Origin of the sequence: Lelliottia sp. AC1 (assembly GCF_023278595.1) — a bacterium.
GTDB lineage: Bacteria > Pseudomonadota > Gammaproteobacteria > Enterobacterales > Enterobacteriaceae > Enterobacter > Enterobacter nimipressuralis.
This window is the reverse complement of record NZ_CP025699.1, coordinates 1,530,873-1,546,812: the sequence shown is the minus strand read 5'-3', so window position 1 is coordinate 1,546,812 and position 15,940 is coordinate 1,530,873. Positions and strand designations below refer to the sequence as shown.

Annotated in this window: 16 protein-coding genes; 13 read left to right on the top strand and 3 right to left on the bottom strand. The window is 56.4% G+C overall.

Annotated features, from left to right (window positions below):
• Positions 1 to 272: 272 nt before the first annotated feature.
• The 4 genes from aqpZ (at position 273) to hcr (ending at position 4,821) form a co-directional block, all read left to right on the top strand.
• Entirely contained in the window at positions 273 to 974 is a 702-nt protein-coding gene (aqpZ, locus tag C0560_RS07210; RefSeq protein ID WP_256469555.1) for an aquaporin Z, read from the top strand.
• 172 nt (positions 975 to 1,146) lie between these two features.
• Positions 1,147 to 2,046 (top strand): lysine exporter LysO family protein, encoded by a 900-nt coding sequence (locus tag C0560_RS07205; RefSeq protein ID WP_102105158.1) that lies wholly within the window; start codon positions 1,147 to 1,149, stop codon positions 2,044 to 2,046.
• A 143-nt stretch (positions 2,047 to 2,189) separates the two neighbouring features.
• A complete protein-coding gene (gene hcp / locus C0560_RS07200; RefSeq protein ID WP_194513569.1) occupies positions 2,190 to 3,842 on the top strand; it encodes a hydroxylamine reductase in 1,653 nt (550 codons plus the stop codon).
• 10 nt (positions 3,843 to 3,852) lie between these two features.
• Positions 3,853 to 4,821: an NADH oxidoreductase gene (hcr, locus tag C0560_RS07195; protein WP_248859903.1), complete on the top strand. Its 969-nt coding sequence runs from the start codon at positions 3,853 to 3,855 to the stop codon at positions 4,819 to 4,821.
• A 104-nt stretch (positions 4,822 to 4,925) separates the two neighbouring features.
• On the opposite strand, the gene C0560_RS07190 is transcribed toward hcr, so the two are convergent.
• Positions 4,926 to 5,360 carry a DoxX family protein gene (locus C0560_RS07190; RefSeq protein WP_100777029.1) on the bottom strand — a complete coding sequence of 145 codons (435 nt, stop codon included), beginning with the start codon at positions 5,358 to 5,360 and terminating at the stop codon, positions 4,926 to 4,928.
• Positions 5,361 to 5,512: 152 nt separating this feature from the next.
• On the opposite strand from C0560_RS07190, the gene poxB reads away from it, so the two are divergent.
• From poxB to C0560_RS07170, 4 genes are all read left to right on the top strand, one after another.
• On the top strand, positions 5,513 to 7,231 hold the full coding sequence (gene poxB, locus C0560_RS07185) for a ubiquinone-dependent pyruvate dehydrogenase (RefSeq protein WP_248859901.1): 1,719 nt from the start codon (positions 5,513 to 5,515) through the stop codon (positions 7,229 to 7,231).
• A 38-nt stretch (positions 7,232 to 7,269) separates the two neighbouring features.
• Positions 7,270 to 8,271: a low-specificity L-threonine aldolase gene (ltaE, locus tag C0560_RS07180; protein WP_248859900.1), complete on the top strand. Its 1,002-nt coding sequence runs from the start codon at positions 7,270 to 7,272 to the stop codon at positions 8,269 to 8,271.
• A 10-nt stretch (positions 8,272 to 8,281) separates the two neighbouring features.
• Positions 8,282 to 9,718: an SDR family oxidoreductase gene (locus tag C0560_RS07175; protein WP_248859899.1), complete on the top strand. Its 1,437-nt coding sequence runs from the start codon at positions 8,282 to 8,284 to the stop codon at positions 9,716 to 9,718.
• A gap of 92 nt (positions 9,719 to 9,810) precedes the next feature.
• Positions 9,811 to 10,824, top strand: a complete 1,014-nt coding sequence (locus C0560_RS07170) for an NAD(P)-dependent oxidoreductase (RefSeq protein WP_181827547.1) — start codon at positions 9,811 to 9,813, stop codon at positions 10,822 to 10,824.
• On the opposite strand, the gene C0560_RS07165 is transcribed toward C0560_RS07170, so the two are convergent.
• Positions 10,825 to 11,652: an N-acetylmuramoyl-L-alanine amidase gene (locus C0560_RS07165; RefSeq protein ID WP_248859898.1), complete on the bottom strand. Its 828-nt coding sequence runs from the start codon at positions 11,650 to 11,652 to the stop codon at positions 10,825 to 10,827.
• Complete coding sequence (locus tag C0560_RS07160; protein ID WP_100777035.1) at positions 11,649 to 11,972, bottom strand: heavy metal-binding domain-containing protein; 324 nt, start codon at positions 11,970 to 11,972, stop codon at positions 11,649 to 11,651. The genes C0560_RS07165 and C0560_RS07160 overlap by 4 nt, the downstream gene beginning before the upstream one ends.
• Before the next feature lie 229 nt (positions 11,973 to 12,201).
• Between C0560_RS07160 and C0560_RS07155 the strand changes: the two genes are divergently transcribed.
• The 5 genes from C0560_RS07155 to artM all read left to right on the top strand — a co-directional run bounded on the left by C0560_RS07155 (position 12,202) and on the right by artM (position 15,808).
• Positions 12,202 to 12,720: a lipoprotein gene (locus C0560_RS07155; protein WP_100777036.1), complete on the top strand. Its 519-nt coding sequence runs from the start codon at positions 12,202 to 12,204 to the stop codon at positions 12,718 to 12,720.
• 217 nt (positions 12,721 to 12,937) lie between these two features.
• A complete protein-coding gene (gene artP / locus C0560_RS07150) occupies positions 12,938 to 13,666 on the top strand; it encodes an arginine ABC transporter ATP-binding protein ArtP (RefSeq protein ID WP_100777037.1) in 729 nt (242 codons plus the stop codon).
• Positions 13,667 to 13,685: 19 nt separating this feature from the next.
• Entirely contained in the window at positions 13,686 to 14,417 is a 732-nt protein-coding gene (gene artI, locus C0560_RS07145; protein ID WP_102105164.1) for an arginine ABC transporter substrate-binding protein ArtI, read from the top strand.
• Positions 14,418 to 14,423: 6 nt separating this feature from the next.
• Complete coding sequence (gene artQ / locus C0560_RS07140; RefSeq protein ID WP_248859897.1) at positions 14,424 to 15,140, top strand: arginine ABC transporter permease ArtQ; 717 nt, start codon at positions 14,424 to 14,426, stop codon at positions 15,138 to 15,140.
• Positions 15,140 to 15,808 (top strand): arginine ABC transporter permease ArtM, encoded by a 669-nt coding sequence (artM, locus tag C0560_RS07135; RefSeq protein ID WP_100777040.1) that lies wholly within the window; start codon positions 15,140 to 15,142, stop codon positions 15,806 to 15,808. Before artQ ends, artM begins: the two co-directional genes overlap by 1 nt.
• The last annotated feature ends 132 nt before the right edge of the window (positions 15,809 to 15,940 follow it).

The window sequence follows — 15,940 nt, the reverse complement described above, 5'->3', positions numbered from 1 at the left end:
CGGACGGAGCCTAAAATTCAGAATTTACACCACGACTTTCGTTTGAAACATATTTTCCGGCATAAGATACTTCGCATCCCGAATTGGACTATGCTTTAAATCCATCCAGTCCGAACAAGGATTAACATCACATTGCCATAAATCAAATTAAACAGATTTATTTAACTGGCGAAGGGGTGTTGTTGGTTTTTAAAATAATGGCTCTTTGAGTCGTCATCCCTTTTAGGCGATTTAGTAGCCCGCGCGCAGGACCGCGTGCGGAAATTAACGAGGTGGTTATGTTTAGAAAATTAGCGGCAGAATGCTTTGGTACATTCTGGCTGGTGTTTGGTGGTTGCGGTAGCGCCGTTCTGGCTGCGGCATTCCCGGAATTAGGTATTGGTTTTGCGGGCGTGGCATTAGCCTTTGGCTTAACCGTATTAACGATGGCATTTGCTGTCGGCCATATTTCCGGCGGGCATTTTAACCCGGCTGTGACATTAGGCCTGTGGGCTGGCGGTCGTTTCCCGGCGAAAGACGTGATTGGCTATATTGTGGCTCAGGTGGTTGGCGGCATTATTGCGGCAGCGGTCCTGTACGTTGTGGCCAGCGGTAAAGCGGGCTTCGACGCGGCGGCAAGCGGTTTTGCTTCTAACGGCTATGGCGAACACTCACCGGGCGGCTTCTCTATGCTGTCTGCGATTGTTATTGAAATCGTCCTGACCGCGGGCTTCCTGCTGGTAATCCACGGTGCCACTGACAAACACGCACCCGCCGGTTTTGCCCCTATTGCTATCGGCCTCGCGCTGACCCTGATTCACCTGATCAGCATTCCGGTAACGAACACCTCCGTGAACCCTGCGCGCAGCACCGCAGTGGCGATCTTCCAGGGTGGCTGGGCGCTGCAGCAGCTGTGGCTGTTCTGGGTGATGCCGATTGTCGGCGGTATCCTCGGCGGGCTGCTGTATCGTACGCTGTTGGAAAAACGCGACTGAGTGTACGGCTGTGATGCCGGGTGGCACGTCGCGACCCCGGCTAACAGGTGCAGTCATCCAGGCCGGGTAAGGCGTCGTCGCCGCCCGGCCTTTATTTTGTACTTTGACTGGCAGACCGGAATTGGGTAGTGTCACTGGCGCTATTCAGACACACAAAAGGACCCGGCTGTTCATGTTTTCAGGACTCTTAATCATTCTGCTACCGCTGGTAGTGGGCTATCTTATTCCCCTCCATCATGAGTCGGCATTAAAACTCATTAATCGCTTCCTCAGCTGGATTGTCTACGTCATCCTGTTTTTTATGGGAATAAGCCTCGCGTTCCTGGATAACCTGGCCGCTAATTTACTCTCTATTCTCCATTATTCTGTTGTTACTATTGTGGTGATTCTGCTGTGTAATATTGCGGCGCTATTTTGGCTTGAGCGCGCATTGCCATGGAAAAACCATCATCAACAGGAAAAATTACCCTCGCGAATTGCCATGGCGCTGGAGTCATTAAAACTGTGCGGCGTGGTCGTGCTCGGCTTTTTGCTTGGCCTGACCGGTTTAGCGTTTTTACAACACGCCACCGAAGCCAGCGAATATACCCTGATCTTCCTGTTATTCCTGATCGGTATTCAATTACGCAATAACGGCATGACGCTGAAACAGATTGTGCTCAATCGACGCGGAATGATTATCGCGGTGGTCGTGGTGGGCAGTTCGCTGATTGGCGGCGTGATTAACGCATTTATTCTCGACCTGCCGCTGAAAACCGGGCTGGCGATGGCCTCCGGTTTTGGCTGGTATTCCCTGTCAGGGATTTTAATGACCGAATCCTTTGGCCCGGTGATTGGCAGCGCGTCATTCTTTAACGATCTGGGCCGCGAGCTGATCGCCATTATGCTCATTCCGGGGCTGGTGCGTAAAAGTCGCTCCACAGCGGTTGGCCTGTGCGGTGCGACGTCGATGGACTTTACCCTGCCCGTTCTGCAGCGTTCCGGCGGGCTTGAGCTGGTTCCTGCCGCCATCGTTCATGGCTTTATTTTGAGCCTGCTGGTGCCGATTCTGATGGCGCTGTTCACCGCATAATACCTCTCTGGCGGTAGGCTTCTGCCGCCAAAATTGCGTTAAATCAATCTCCCTTTACTTTGTCGAAGAAAGGCCTTTTCTCTGTCCGGTCACAGGCATAACCTTAAACATGTATCTAAAATATAACTTTAACAGGTGTGATTATGTTTTGTGTGCAATGTGAACAAACCATCCGTACCCCAGCTGGCAACGGCTGCTCCTATGCGCAGGGCATGTGCGGTAAAACCGCAGAAACGTCTGACCTGCAGGATCTGCTGATTGCAGCCCTGCAAGGCCTCTCCGCCTGGGCGGTAAAAGCGCGCGAATATGGCATTATCGACCACGACATCGACAACTTCGCGCCGCGCGCATTCTTCTCCACGCTGACCAACGTCAACTTCGACTCCCCTCGCATCGTAGGCTACGCGCGCGAAGCCATCGCCCTGCGTGAAGCGCTGAAAGCGCAAAGCCTGAGCGTGGACGCGAACGCTGCCGTCGATAACCCGATGGCTGGCCTGCAACTGGTGAGCGACGATCTGGGGGAACTGCAGCGTCAGGCGGCGGAATTCACCCCGAACAAAGACAAAGCGGCGATTGGCGAGAACATTCTCGGCCTGCGTCTGCTGTGCCTGTACGGCCTGAAAGGGGCGGCGGCCTATATGGAACACGCCCACGTTCTCGGTCAGTACGACAACGACATTTATGCCCAGTACCACAAAATCATGGCGTGGCTCGGCACCTGGCCTTCCGACATGAACGCGCTGCTTGAGTGTTCAATGGAAATCGGCCAGATGAACTTCAAAGTGATGAGCATTCTGGATGCAGGCGAAACCAGCACCTACGGCCATCCGACGCCGACTCAGGTCAACGTCAAAGCCACTGCCGGGAAATGTATTCTGATCTCCGGCCACGACCTGAAAGATCTCTACAACCTGCTGCAACAGACCGAAGGCACGGGTGTGAATGTCTACACCCACGGCGAAATGCTGCCTGCCCACGGCTACCCGGAGCTGCGTAAATTTAAGCACCTGGTCGGCAACTACGGCAGCGGCTGGCAGAACCAGCAGGTGGAGTTCGCACGTTTCCCTGGCCCTGTCGTCATGACCTCCAACTGCATCATCGATCCGACCGTCGGTGCCTATGATGACCGTATCTGGACGCGCAGCATCGTCGGCTGGCCGGGCGTAAGCCACCTCGAAGGCGATGATTTCACCCCGGTTATCACCCAGGCGCAGCAGATGGCAGGCTTCCCGTTCAGCGAAATAGAACATCTGATCACCGTCGGCTTCGGTCGCGAAACCCTGCTGGGTGCGGCGGATTCCCTGATCGACCTGGTGAGCCGCGAAAAACTGCGTCATATCTTCCTGGTCGGCGGCTGTGACGGCGCGCGCGGCGAACGTAACTACTTTACCGATTTCGCCACCAGCGTGCCGCAAGACTGCCTGATCCTGACCCTGGCGTGCGGGAAATACCGCTTCAACAAACTGGACTTCGGCGATATCGAAGGCCTGCCGCGTCTGATCGATGCCGGTCAGTGTAACGATGCCTACTCGGCGATCATTCTGGCGGTGACGCTGGCCGAGAAACTGGGCTGCGGCGTGAACGATCTGCCGCTGTCACTGGTGCTCTCCTGGTTCGAACAGAAAGCGATCGTGATCCTGCTGACGCTACTGTCGCTGGGCGTCACCAATATCGTGACCGGCCCGACGGCACCGGGCTTCCTGACCCCGGATCTGCTGGCGGTGCTGAACGAAAAATTTGGTCTGCGTTCCGTGACCACCGTAGAAGAAGACATGCAGCAACTGCTGAGCGCGTAAGGAGTTTTTAATGACGATGCCAACCTCACAATGCCCGTGGCGGATGCAGGTTCATCACATCCATCAGGAGACGCCGGATGTGTGGACGCTGTCGCTGCTGTGCCATGATTTTTACCCGTATCGCGCCGGACAGTATGCGCTGGTGAGTGTACGCAATTCTGCGGACACACTGCGCGCCTACACCCTGTCCTCGACGCCGGGCGTGAGTGAGTACATCACGCTCACCGTGCGTCGAATCGATGACGGTGCAGGTTCACAGTGGCTGACGAACGAAGTGAAGCGCGGGGATTATCTCTGGCTCTCCGACGCCCAGGGGGATTTCGTCTGCGACGATAAAGCTGACGATAAATTCCTGATGCTGGCGGCGGGCTGCGGCGTGACGCCGGTGATGTCGATGCGTCGCTGGCTGGCGAAGAACCGTCCGCAGGCTGACGTACAGGTGATTTTCAGCGTCCGCTCACCCGAGGATGTCATTTTCGCCGACGAGTGGCGCAATTATCCGGTCACCCTGGTCGCCGAGAATAACGCGACTCACGGATTTGTCGCGGGCCGTCTTAGCCGCGAACTGCTGCAAAGCGTGCCAGATATCGCCTCGCGCACCGTGATGACCTGCGGCCCGGCACCGTATATGGAAATCGTGGAGAACGAGGTGAAAGCGCTCGGCGTGACCCGCTTCTTTAAGGAGCAGTTCTTCACGCCAGTGGCCGAAGCCGCCACCAGCGGGGTGAAATTCACCAAACTGCAGCCTGCGCAGGCCTTCTTCGGCCGCGTCGGTACCACGCTGCTGGAAGCGCTGGAGAGCAATAATGTTCCGGTCGTTGCGGCCTGTCGCGCGGGCGTGTGCGGGTGCTGTAAAACGAAAGTGGTTTCTGGCGACTACACTGTGAGCAGTACGATGACGCTGACGGATGCGGAAATTGCCGAGGGTTACGTGCTGGCCTGTTCTTGTCATCCGCAGGGTGATTTGGTTCTGGCATAAACTGTGCACCATATACTGTGCACACTATGCCGGGCAGCTTTGCGGTTGCCCGGCCTACCCTCTTCTGGCCCGGTAGATATTAGGCTACCGGGCTTTTTTTATTCTCAACGCCAGGCCGGATCGCGCGCCAGTGAATAACGCCCTGCGCCCATAAAGGCCACGGCCAGTGCGCCAATAAAGAAATAGACCAGACTTTCAATCGCCCATGCGCCTACCGCATCCAGCGCAAAGGTTTTGCCGGTACCGACCATCAGCCAGGCAACGATCATCGTAAACGCCAGCACCAGCGCCGCCGGACGGGTCAGGATCCCCAGCACAATCAGAACCGGTGCCACCACTTCGCCAATCAAAACGCCATAAGCGATAAATCCCGGCAGCCCTTTTTCCACCAGCATGCCGCTGATAAACCCTACGCCGCCAAACAGCTTGTGCAAACCGTGAAACAGCATCAACCCGCCGACCGCCAGACGTAATAACAATTTGCCAAAATCATCATGCGTTAGCGTTCTATTAACAGCAATTAACAATGATTTAACCATCTGAAATGATTCCTGTTTTCACCCTGTGTGCCATCAGAATATGACGAAAGGTTGTACAAAGAAAGTCACTATTAATCAGGGGGATTAAACGGGCATAACGCCCAGTTTCTTCTAAGCTTGTAAGCGTTATCACAAAACGGAGATGGACAACCATGAAACAGACCGTAGCGGCCTACGTAGCAAAAACCCTGGAACAAGCTGGCGTCAAACGCATCTGGGGCGTCACCGGCGATTCCCTCAACGGCTTAAGCGACAGCCTCAACCGAATGGGCACCATTGACTGGATGCCGACGCGCCACGAAGAGGTAGCGGCCTTTGCCGCAGGTGCGGAAGCGCAGCTGACGGGCGAGCTGGCGGTATGCGCGGGTTCGTGCGGGCCGGGCAACCTGCATCTGATTAACGGTCTTTTCGACTGTCACCGTAATCACGTCCCGGTGCTGGCGATTGCGGCGCATATTCCGTCGAGCGAAATTGGCAGCGGCTATTTTCAGGAGACGCATCCCCAGGAGCTGTTCCGTGAATGTAGCCACTACTGCGAGCTGGTTTCCACACCGGAGCAGATCCCGCAGGTCATGGCGATCGCCATGCGCAAGGCGATCCTCAATCGCGGCGTGTCGGTGGTGGTTCTGCCGGGCGACGTCGCACTCAAAGCCGCACCCGAAGGGGCCAGCACCCACTGGTATCACGCCCCGCAGCCGGTGGTAACGCCTGCGGAAGAGGAGCTGAAAAAGCTGGCGCAGCTGCTCCGCTACTCCAGCAAAATCGCGCTGCTGTGCGGCAGCGGCTGTGCGGGCGCGCATAAAGAGTTAGTCGAATTTGCCGGGAAAATAAAAGCCCCCATCGTTCACGCGCTGCGCGGCAAAGAGCATGTGGAATACGATAACCCGTACGATGTCGGTATGACCGGCCTGATTGGTTTCTCGTCCGGGTTCCACACCATGATGAACGCCGACACCCTGGTGCTGCTCGGCACCCAGTTCCCGTACCGGGCGTTCTATCCGAGCGACGCAAAAATCATTCAGATCGACATCAATCCCGGCAGCATTGGCGCGCACAGTAAGGTTGATATGGCGCTGGTCGGCGATATCAAAGCCACGCTTGCCGCCCTGCTGCCGCATCTGGAAGAGAAAACCGACCGCAAGTTCCTCGACAAAGCCCTGAGCGACTACCGTGACGCGCGCAAAGGGCTGGACGATCTCGCCAAACCGAGCGACAAAGCCATTCACCCGCAGTACCTTGCGCAGCAGATCAGCCATTTCGCCAGCGACGACACCATCTTTACCTGCGACGTGGGCACCCCCACCGTCTGGGCGGCGCGTTATCTGAAAATGAACGGGAAACGCCGCCTGATCGGTTCGTTCAACCACGGCTCGATGGCAAACGCAATGCCGCAGGCGCTGGGGGCACAAGCCACTGCACCGGAGCGACAGGTGGTGGCCATGTGTGGTGACGGCGGGTTCAGCATGCTGATGGGCGATTTTCTCTCCGTCGTGCAGATGAAACTCCCGGTTAAAATCGTGGTGTTCAATAACAGCGTGTTAGGTTTTGTGGCGATGGAGATGAAAGCCGGGGGCTATCTGACGGACGGCACCGAATTGCATGACACCAATTTCGCGAAGATCGCCGAAGCCTGCGGGATTCCCGGCATCCGCGTGGAAAAAGCCGCGGACGTGGATGAAGCCCTGCAGCGCGCTTTCTCCATCGACGGCCCGGTGCTGGTGGATGTGGTCGTAGCCAAAGAGGAGCTGGCGATCCCGCCGCAGATCAAACTGGAGCAGGCGAAAGGCTTTAGCCTGTACATGCTGCGCGCCATTATCAGCGGGCGCGGCGACGAAGTGATCGAACTGGCAAAAACCAACTGGCTCAGGTAAAACATCTCACATCACCTTTAAAACTATAGGGATGTGAAATGATAGACCTGCGCAGTGATACCGTAACCCGTCCGAGCCGCGCCATGCTCGAAGAGATGATGGCCGCCCCGGTCGGGGATGACGTTTACGGTGACGATCCCACCGTAAACGAACTTCAGCGCTACGCCGCCGAATTAAGCGGTAAAGAGGCGGCGCTGTTCCTGCCAACCGGCACCCAGGCGAACCTGGTGGCGCTGCTGAGCCACTGCGAACGCGGCGAAGAGTATATCGTCGGCCAGGGTGCCCATAACTACCTATATGAAGCCGGTGGCGCTGCGGTGCTCGGCAGTATTCAGCCACAGCCCATTGATGCCGCGCCCGACGGCTCCCTGCCGCTGGACAAAGTCGCTGCCAAAATCAAAGCCGACGATATTCACTTCGCCCGCACCAAACTCCTGAGTCTGGAAAATACCCACAACGGCAAAGTGCTGCCGCGCGAGTATCTGAAGGCCGCATGGGAATTTACTCGCGAGCGCAAATTGGGTCTGCACGTCGACGGCGCGCGTATTTTTAACGCCGTCGTGGAGTATGGCTGCGAGCTGAAAGAGATCGCCCAGTATTGCGATTCGTTCACCATTTGCCTGTCGAAGGGGCTGGGGACGCCGGTCGGCTCACTGCTGGTCGGCAATGCGGATTACATCAAGCGCGCCAACCGCTGGCGTAAAATGACCGGCGGCGGCATGCGTCAGGCCGGAATTCTGGCGGCAGCGGGGCTGTACGCGCTTAAACATAACGTTGCCCGTCTGCAAGACGATCACGATAAGGCGGCATGGATGGCGGCGCAGCTGCGCGAGATCGGCGCGGATGTGATGCGTCACGACACCAATATGCTGTTTGTTCGCGTTGGCGAAGAGAACGCGGCGGCGCTGGGTGAGTATATGAAAGCGCACGGCGTGCTGATGAACGCCTCGCCGGTTGTGCGTCTGGTGATGCATCTCGACGTGAGCCGCGAGCAGCTGGCGGAAGTGGTAAAACACTGGCAGGCCTTTTTACAGCGTTAAGGAGCACAACGTGCCGCAACGTATTCTGGTGCTCGGTGCCAGCGGTTATATCGGTCAGCATCTGACAACGGCGCTCAGCCAGCACGGACATCAGGTGCTGGCGGCGGCACGTAATGTGGAACGGCTGCAAAAACTTGCGCTGCCCAACGTCACCTGTCACACGGTGGATCTCAACTGGCCAAAAGAGCTACCGACGCTGCTGGAAGGCGTCGATACGCTCTATTATCTGGTACACAGCATGGGCGAAGGCGGTGACTTTATCGCCCATGAGCGTCAGGTGGCGCTGAACGTACGTGACGCGCTGCTGCAAACGCCGGTAAAGCAGATTATTTTTCTCAGTTCCTTACAGGCTCCTGAACACGAGCAATCGGACCACCTGCGCGCCCGTCAGCTGACGGGTGAAACGCTCCGTAGCGCAGAGATCCCACTGACGGAACTGCGGGCGGGCATTATCGTCGGGGCGGGTTCTGCGGCCTTCGAAGTGATGCGCGATATGGTCTATAACCTGCCGGTGCTCACGCCGCCGCGCTGGGTGCGCTCACGCACCACGCCGATTGCGCTGGAAAACCTGCTGCACTATCTGGTCGAACTGCTGAATCATCCGACGGAAAGCCATCGCGTGCTGGAAGCCGCCGGGCCGGAGGTGCTGAGCTATCAGGAGCAGTTCAAACACTTTATGACCGTCAGCGGCCGTCGTCGCTGGCTGGTGCCCGTCCCCTTCCCGACCCGCTGGATCTCGGTGTGGTTTTTGAATGTCATCACCTCCGTTCCACCCACAACCGCCAAAGCGCTGATTCAGGGGCTGAAGCACGATCTGCTGGCCGACGACCGCGAGCTGCGAGCGCTGATTCCACAAAATCTGATCCGCTTTGACGATGCGGTACGCAACACCCTCAAAGAGGAAGAGGAGCTGATGAACTCCAGCGACTGGGGTTATGACGCTCAGGCCTTTGCTCGCTGGCGGCCAGAATACGGCTATTACCCGAAAAAGGCCGGTTGCACGGTGAAAACAACCGCCAGCCTGGCGGCGCTGTGGGAGGTGATCAACCAGATCGGCGGCAAAGAGCGCTATTTCTTTGGCAATATTCTCTGGGAAACACGCGGGATGATGGATCTGCTGGTCGGGCATAAACTGGCAAAAGGCCGCCCTGCGCACCCATACTTGCAGACGGGCGACAGCGTGGACAGCTGGAAGGTGATCATCGTTGAGCCGGAAAAACAGCTGGCGCTATTGTTTGGTATGAAAGCGCCGGGTCTGGGCCGCCTCTGCTTTACCCTAAAAGACAAAGGCGATCACCGGGAGCTGGACGTTCGCGCCTGGTGGCATCCGCACGGAATGCCAGGGCTGTTCTACTGGCTGTTCATGATCCCAGCGCACCTGTTTATCTTCCGGGGGATGGCAAAGCGTATTGCGCATCTTGCAGAAGGAATCACGGAAAAAGTCTGATTTAAACTCTGATTCTTTCACCTTTCCCATTGCATCGTGACGTAATTCACGGAAGAATGCGCACGAAATTCTTTTCAACACAGTGGATAGATATGAAGGTACTGGTTACCGGCGCCACCAGCGGCTTAGGCCGAAATGCGGTCGAGTTTTTGCGTCAGAAAGGCATCAGCGTCAGAGCCACCGGTCGCAACGAAGCGATGGGTAAACTCCTGCAAAAAATGGGCGCGGAATTCATCCACGCCGATCTGACAGAGCTGGTGTCTTCGCAGGCCAAAGTCATGCTCGCCGGAATCGATACACTGTGGCACTGCTCCAGCTTTACCTCTCCCTGGGGAACGCAGCAGGCGTTCGACCTGGCTAACGTTCGCGCCACTCGCCGCCTCGGTGAATGGGCCGTCGCCTGGGGCGTACGCAACTTTGTGCATATCTCCTCCCCGTCGCTCTATTTTGATTATCACCACCATCGCGATATTCAGGAAGATTTCCGCCCGGCGCGTTTCGCCTGTGAGTTCGCGCGCAGCAAAGCGGCCAGCGAAGAGGTGATCGATCTGCTGGCGCAGTCAAACCCGCACACCCGTTTCACCGTTCTGCGTCCACAGAGCCTGTTTGGGCCGCACGACAAAGTGTTTGTCCCGCGTCTGGCGCAGATGATGCACCACTACGGCAGCGTGCTGCTGCCGCGCGGCGGCGATGCGCTGGTGGATATGACCTACTACGAGAACGCGATCCACGCCATGTGGCTGGCCAGTCAGTCCGAGTGCGATCATCTGGTGTCCGGCCGCGCCTACAACATCACCAATGGCGAGCCGCAGACGCTGCGCAGCATCGTCCAGCGCCTGATCGATGAGCTGAACATTCACTGCCGCATTCGTTCTGTGCCCTACCCGATGCTGGACATGATCGCCCGCAGCATGGAGCGCTTTGGCAATAAATCGGCGAAAGAGCCGGCGCTGACCCACTACGGCGTGTCAAAGCTGAACTTCGATTTTACGCTGGATACCACGCGTGCTGAAACCGAGCTGGGTTATCAGCCCATCGTCACGCTGGATGAAGGGATCGTGCGCACAGCAGCCTGGCTGCGCGACCACGGCAAACTGCACCGGTAATTATCCCTGCCCGTATTTCTCTAACAACGCGCTGGCAATCGCCAGCGTTTCTGCATCGGCAATACCGTTCCACAGCTGGGGACGGTAGTGCATCTGGAAGACCATAATCACCCGTTTTTGCTGCGCCTCGGTGCTGTTCTCCGGCACGTCATAGCCGTAGCGCGCTAGCAGATCGAGCAACGCTGCCGTCTCTACGCGCTCATACTTCGACTTTCCGTTGAGATAAAACGTCACGCGGGCGGGATCGGGCCAGGCACCAATGCCCTGCTGTGCCAGCTGATGCCAGGGGAACAGCGGGCCAGGATCGTCTTTACGCTGCGGGGCAATATCCGAATGGGCCACCACGTTTTCCGGTTTGATGTCATAGCGGGCAATAATGTCTTTGGCGAGGGGAATAAGCGCCGCGATTTGCGCCGGTTCAAACGGGGTGAAGATTTTCTCGCCGTTCGACTTTTGCCAGCCACGGTTTTCCAGCTCAATACCAATCGAGGTATCGTTGATGCGATTCGTTCCGCGCCAGAAACTGATCCCCGCGTGCCAGGCTAAATCCTTCTCCGGCACCAGCTGCCAGATACGCGGTTTGCCGGACGGCTCAGGCGGTCTGGCCGGAATCAGGTAGTGGGAGCTGACGTTTTTGTCCGTGAGCCTCGCAAGTGAGCTGTCAAAATCATCGGCGGTATAGTGAATGACCAGCACTTTGATCCGCGGATACGCCGCCTGCGCCTGATGCCGCGTGTCCAGCTCGTAGGCCCCTTTATCGATAATCCCTTTCTCTGCGCAGCCTGCCAGCAACACCGCCAGCAGGAGCGTGGACCACAAACGTTTCATCGGCGCGTTTTCACCGCCGTACCGCTGACGCTCACCATCAGCATGCTGGCGTCTTTGCCGACCGTTTCGTAGTCGATATCAATGCCCACAACGGCATCCGCGCCCAGAGATTTGGCCTGCTCGCCCAGCTCTTTAAACGCGATTTCCCGCGCTTTGCGCAGCTCTTTCTCATAGGCACCCGAACGCCCGCCGACGATATCGCGGATCCCGGCAAAAAAGTCGCGGAAGATGTTCGCGCCAAGGATGGCTTCACCGGTGACAACGCCGCAATACTCGACAATCGGCTGTCCTTCCAGAGTCGGGGTGGTGGAAAATTGCATGTTTATCTCCTTCAATACTCAAAATAGTCACGTAGTCACAAGGCGGCACGTGAGAGAATCCCCCGTAGCTGACCTGAGTCAGTGAACGGGTGAACGAACGCGTTAAATGCATCGGCATGCGGAAGTATGACGATTATTTAACGTTCAATGCGTTAGCGGATTAACTCAGCCGCATTATCGGTTCGTTACGCTATTATTGAAAGGATAGTTAATCATTAAGGAAATCAACATGCGCTATTCTGCTTTGACGCTTTTAGTGCCGTGCGCGCTGCTGCTCAGCGCCTGCACCACCACGGTGACACCGGCTTTTAAGGATATCGGGACACGCAGCGGTCCGTGCATTGACGGCGGCCCGGATGCCGTGGCTCAACAGTTCTATGATTACCGCATTTCGCATCGCAGCAGCGATCTCACCGCTCTGCGCCCGTACCTGAGTGACAACCTGGCGAAACTGCTTAACGATGCCTCGCGCGATCCACAGCACAACGCGCTGCTGAAATCCGATCCGTTCTCCAGCCGCACCACGCTGCCTGACCGCGCAGACGTCTCCAGCGCTTCTACCATTCCGAACACCGATGCGCGCAATATCCCGCTGCGAGTCAAACTGACGCAAGGCAGCCAGACCTGGCAGGATGAAGTGCTGATGATCCGTGAGGGCCAGTGCTGGGCCATCGACGACGTGCGCTACATCGGCGGCAGCGTCCACGCCCCAGCCGGTACGCTTCGCCAGTCGATAGAAAATCGTTAGTTCAAAAAAGTTTCCCCCGTAAAATGTGCGGCATTTCGAGAGGAATGCCGACATTTATTCTCGCCCCCTATGCCCTTCGCTATTTTGTGCTATGTTTAAACGTGAATACGGTTTATATTTAACTTTTAACGCATAAATATTGCATAACTATTCTGTCAACGGTACTATCTGCGGCCTCAATTGCTATAGATTGCCTGGATGAGTAAAGACTGCCCCGATGAGTATTCAACTAAACGGCATTAACTGCTTCTACGGCGCACACCAGGCGCTGTTCGACATCACGCTGAACTGCCCAGAGGGCGAAACGCTGGTTTTGCTCGGCCCAAGCGGTGCGGGCAAAAGCTCACTGCTGCGCGTCCTCAATCTGCTTGAAATGCCACGTTCCGGCACGCTCGCGATTGCCGGAAATCATTTCGATTTCGCCAAAGCCCCTTCTGATAAAGCGATCCGCGATCTGCGTCAGAACGTCGGCATGGTGTTTCAGCAATACAATCTCTGGCCGCACCTCACCGTGCAGCAAAACCTGATTGAAGCGCCCTGCCGCGTGCTGGGTTTAAGCAAAGATCAGGCCCTCGCCCGCGCTGAAAAGCTGCTTGAACGTCTGCGCTTAAAACCTTACAGCGATCGCTATCCGCTGCACCTGTCCGGTGGACAGCAACAGCGTGTCGCCATTGCCCGTGCGCTGATGATGGAGCCGCAGGTACTGCTGTTCGATGAGCCTACCGCCGCGCTGGACCCGGAAATTACCGCCCAGATCGTCAGCATCATCCGCGAGCTGGCCGAAACCAATATCACACAGGTGATCGTGACCCATGAAGTGGAAGTGGCGCGCAAAACCGCCAGCCGCGTGGTGTACATGGAAAACGGTCATATTGTTGAACAAGGTGATGCGAGCTGCTTTACCGCCCCGCAAACCGACGCCTTTAAAAACTATTTATCTCACTGATGTGTTAGGGAAAATGACAATGAAAAAAGTACTGATAGCCGCGCTGCTTGCCAGCGTCAGCCTTTCCGCTACCGCAGCACAGACGATTCGTTTTGCCATGGAAGCGTCTTACCCTCCGTTTGAATCCATGGATGCCAGCAATAAGATCGTGGGCTTCGATGTGGATCTGGCGAACGCGCTGTGTAAAGAGATCGACGCCACCTGCACCTTTACCAACCAGGCGTTCGACAGCCTGATCCCAAGCCTGAAGTTCCGTCGTTTCGACGCGGTGATTTCCGGAATGGACATCACGCCAGAACGTGAAAAACAGGTGCTGTTCACTCAGCCGTACTATGAAAACTCGGCCCTGTTCGTCGGTCAGAAAGGCAAAATTGCTGATATCGCCGCGCTGAAAGGCAAAAAAGTCGGTATGCAGAACGGCTCCACGCACCAGAAATTCATCACCGACAAGCACCCGGAAATCACCGTTGTGCCTTACGACAGCTACATGAACGCCAAGCTGGATATGCAGAATGGTCGTATTGATGCCGTGTTCGGTGACACTGCCGTGGTCACCGAGTGGCTGAAAGCCGATCCGAAACTGGCCGCTATCGGTGACAAAGTGACGGACAAAGATTACTTCGGTACCGGTCTGGGCATCGCTGTTCGTCAGGGCAACACTGACCTGCAGCAGAAGCTCAATACCGCGCTGGATAAAGTGAAAAAAGACGGCACGTACGAAACCATCTATTCCAAATGGTTCCAGAAGTAAGATCTGATGAACGAAATTTTTCCTTTAGCAAGTGCCGCCGGGATGACCGTCGGCCTTGCCGTTTGCGCACTCATTATCGGCCTTGTGCTGGCGATGTTCTTTGCGGTCTGGGAGTCAGCCAAATGGCGCCCGGTCGCATGGGCGGGATCAGCGCTGGTGACGGTTCTGCGCGGGCTGCCGGAAATCCTGGTGGTTCTGTTTATCTATTTCGGCTCCTCACAGCTGATGCTAACGCTGTCGGACGGCTTTACCCTTAATCTCGGCTTTGCGCAGATCCCGGTGCAGATGCAGATTGAAAACTTTGACGTCAGCCCGTTCCTGTGCGGCGTGATTGCCCTTTCTCTGCTCTACTCCGCCTATGCGTCTCAGACGCTGCGCGGCGCGCTGAAAGCGGTGCCCGTGGGTCAGTGGGAATCCGGCCAGGCGCTGGGCTTATCGAAAGCCGCCATTTTCTTCCGCCTGGTGATGCCGCAGATGTGGCGGCATGCCCTGCCGGGTTTAGGCAACCAGTGGCTGGTGCTGTTGAAAGACACCGCGCTGGTGAGCCTGATTAGTGTGAACGATTTAATGCTGCAAACTAAAAGCATCGCCACCCGCACCCAGGAGCCTTTCACCTGGTATATCGTTGCGGCGGCTATCTACCTGGTGATCACGTTGCTGAGCCAATACGTTCTCAAACGTATTGATCTGCGCGCAACGCGTTTTGAACGGAGACCAGGCTGATGCTTGAGTATTTACCTGAGCTGATGAAAGGGCTGCACACCAGCCTGACGCTGACCGTGGCGTCTATCGTGGTGGCACTGATTCTGGCCCTCTTTTTCACCATCGTGCTGACGCTGAAAACGCCGGTGCTGGTGTGGGTGGTTCGCGCCTATATCACACTGTTCACCGGTACGCCGCTGCTGGTGCAGATATTCCTGATTTACTACGGACCGGGCCAGTTCCCGTCGCTGCAGAACTACCCGGTTATCTGGCATCTGCTGTCTGAACCCTGGCTGTGCGCGCTGATTGCGCTCTCCCTGAACAGTGCGGCGTATACCACGCAACTGTTTTATGGTGCGATTCGCGCCATTCCGGAAGGCCAGTGGCAGTCCTGCGGGGCGCTGGGCATGAGCAAGAAAGACACGCTGGCGATCCTGCTGCCGTATGCGTTCAAACGCGCACTCTCTTCCTACTCCAACGAAGTGGTGCTGGTGTTTAAAAGTACCTCTCTGGCTTACACCATTACGCTGATGGAAGTGATGGGCCACGGCCAGCTGTTGTACGGACGCACCTATGATGTGATGGTCTTTGGCGCAGCCGGTCTGGTTTACCTGGTGGTGAACGGCCTGCTGACCCTGCTGATGCGTCTTATCGAGAACAAAGCGCTGGCCTTTGAGCGTCGAAACTAACTGCATAATCACTGCATCACGAAAACGGGTAAGTCTAACGACTGCCCGTTTTTTTTATTTCAATAAAAATACTTAATCATAAATATTGCATATAAATTCATTAACTGGCATTGTACATCCATGCCGCAGACA

Excerpts from the sequence above, each read along its gene's own strand:
- C0560_RS07205 (WP_102105158.1), top strand. The coding sequence starts at position 1,147 with ATGTTTTCAGGACTCTTAATCATTCTGCTACCGCTGGTAGTGGGCTAT.
- hcp (WP_194513569.1), top strand. The coding sequence starts at position 2,190 with ATGTTTTGTGTGCAATGTGAACAAACCATCCGTACCCCAGCTGGCAAC.
- hcr (WP_248859903.1), top strand. The coding sequence starts at position 3,853 with ATGACGATGCCAACCTCACAATGCCCGTGGCGGATGCAGGTTCATCAC.
- C0560_RS07190 (WP_100777029.1), bottom strand. The coding sequence starts at position 5,360 with ATGGTTAAATCATTGTTAATTGCTGTTAATAGAACGCTAACGCATGAT.
- poxB (WP_248859901.1), top strand. The coding sequence starts at position 5,513 with ATGAAACAGACCGTAGCGGCCTACGTAGCAAAAACCCTGGAACAAGCT.
- ltaE (WP_248859900.1), top strand. The coding sequence starts at position 7,270 with ATGATAGACCTGCGCAGTGATACCGTAACCCGTCCGAGCCGCGCCATG.
- C0560_RS07170 (WP_181827547.1), top strand. The coding sequence starts at position 9,811 with ATGAAGGTACTGGTTACCGGCGCCACCAGCGGCTTAGGCCGAAATGCG.
- C0560_RS07165 (WP_248859898.1), bottom strand. The coding sequence starts at position 11,652 with ATGAAACGTTTGTGGTCCACGCTCCTGCTGGCGGTGTTGCTGGCAGGC.
- C0560_RS07160 (WP_100777035.1), bottom strand. The coding sequence starts at position 11,972 with ATGCAATTTTCCACCACCCCGACTCTGGAAGGACAGCCGATTGTCGAG.
- C0560_RS07155 (WP_100777036.1), top strand. The coding sequence starts at position 12,202 with ATGCGCTATTCTGCTTTGACGCTTTTAGTGCCGTGCGCGCTGCTGCTC.
- artP (WP_100777037.1), top strand. The coding sequence starts at position 12,938 with ATGAGTATTCAACTAAACGGCATTAACTGCTTCTACGGCGCACACCAG.
- artI (WP_102105164.1), top strand. The coding sequence starts at position 13,686 with ATGAAAAAAGTACTGATAGCCGCGCTGCTTGCCAGCGTCAGCCTTTCC.
- artQ (WP_248859897.1), top strand. The coding sequence starts at position 14,424 with ATGAACGAAATTTTTCCTTTAGCAAGTGCCGCCGGGATGACCGTCGGC.
- artM (WP_100777040.1), top strand. The coding sequence starts at position 15,140 with ATGCTTGAGTATTTACCTGAGCTGATGAAAGGGCTGCACACCAGCCTG.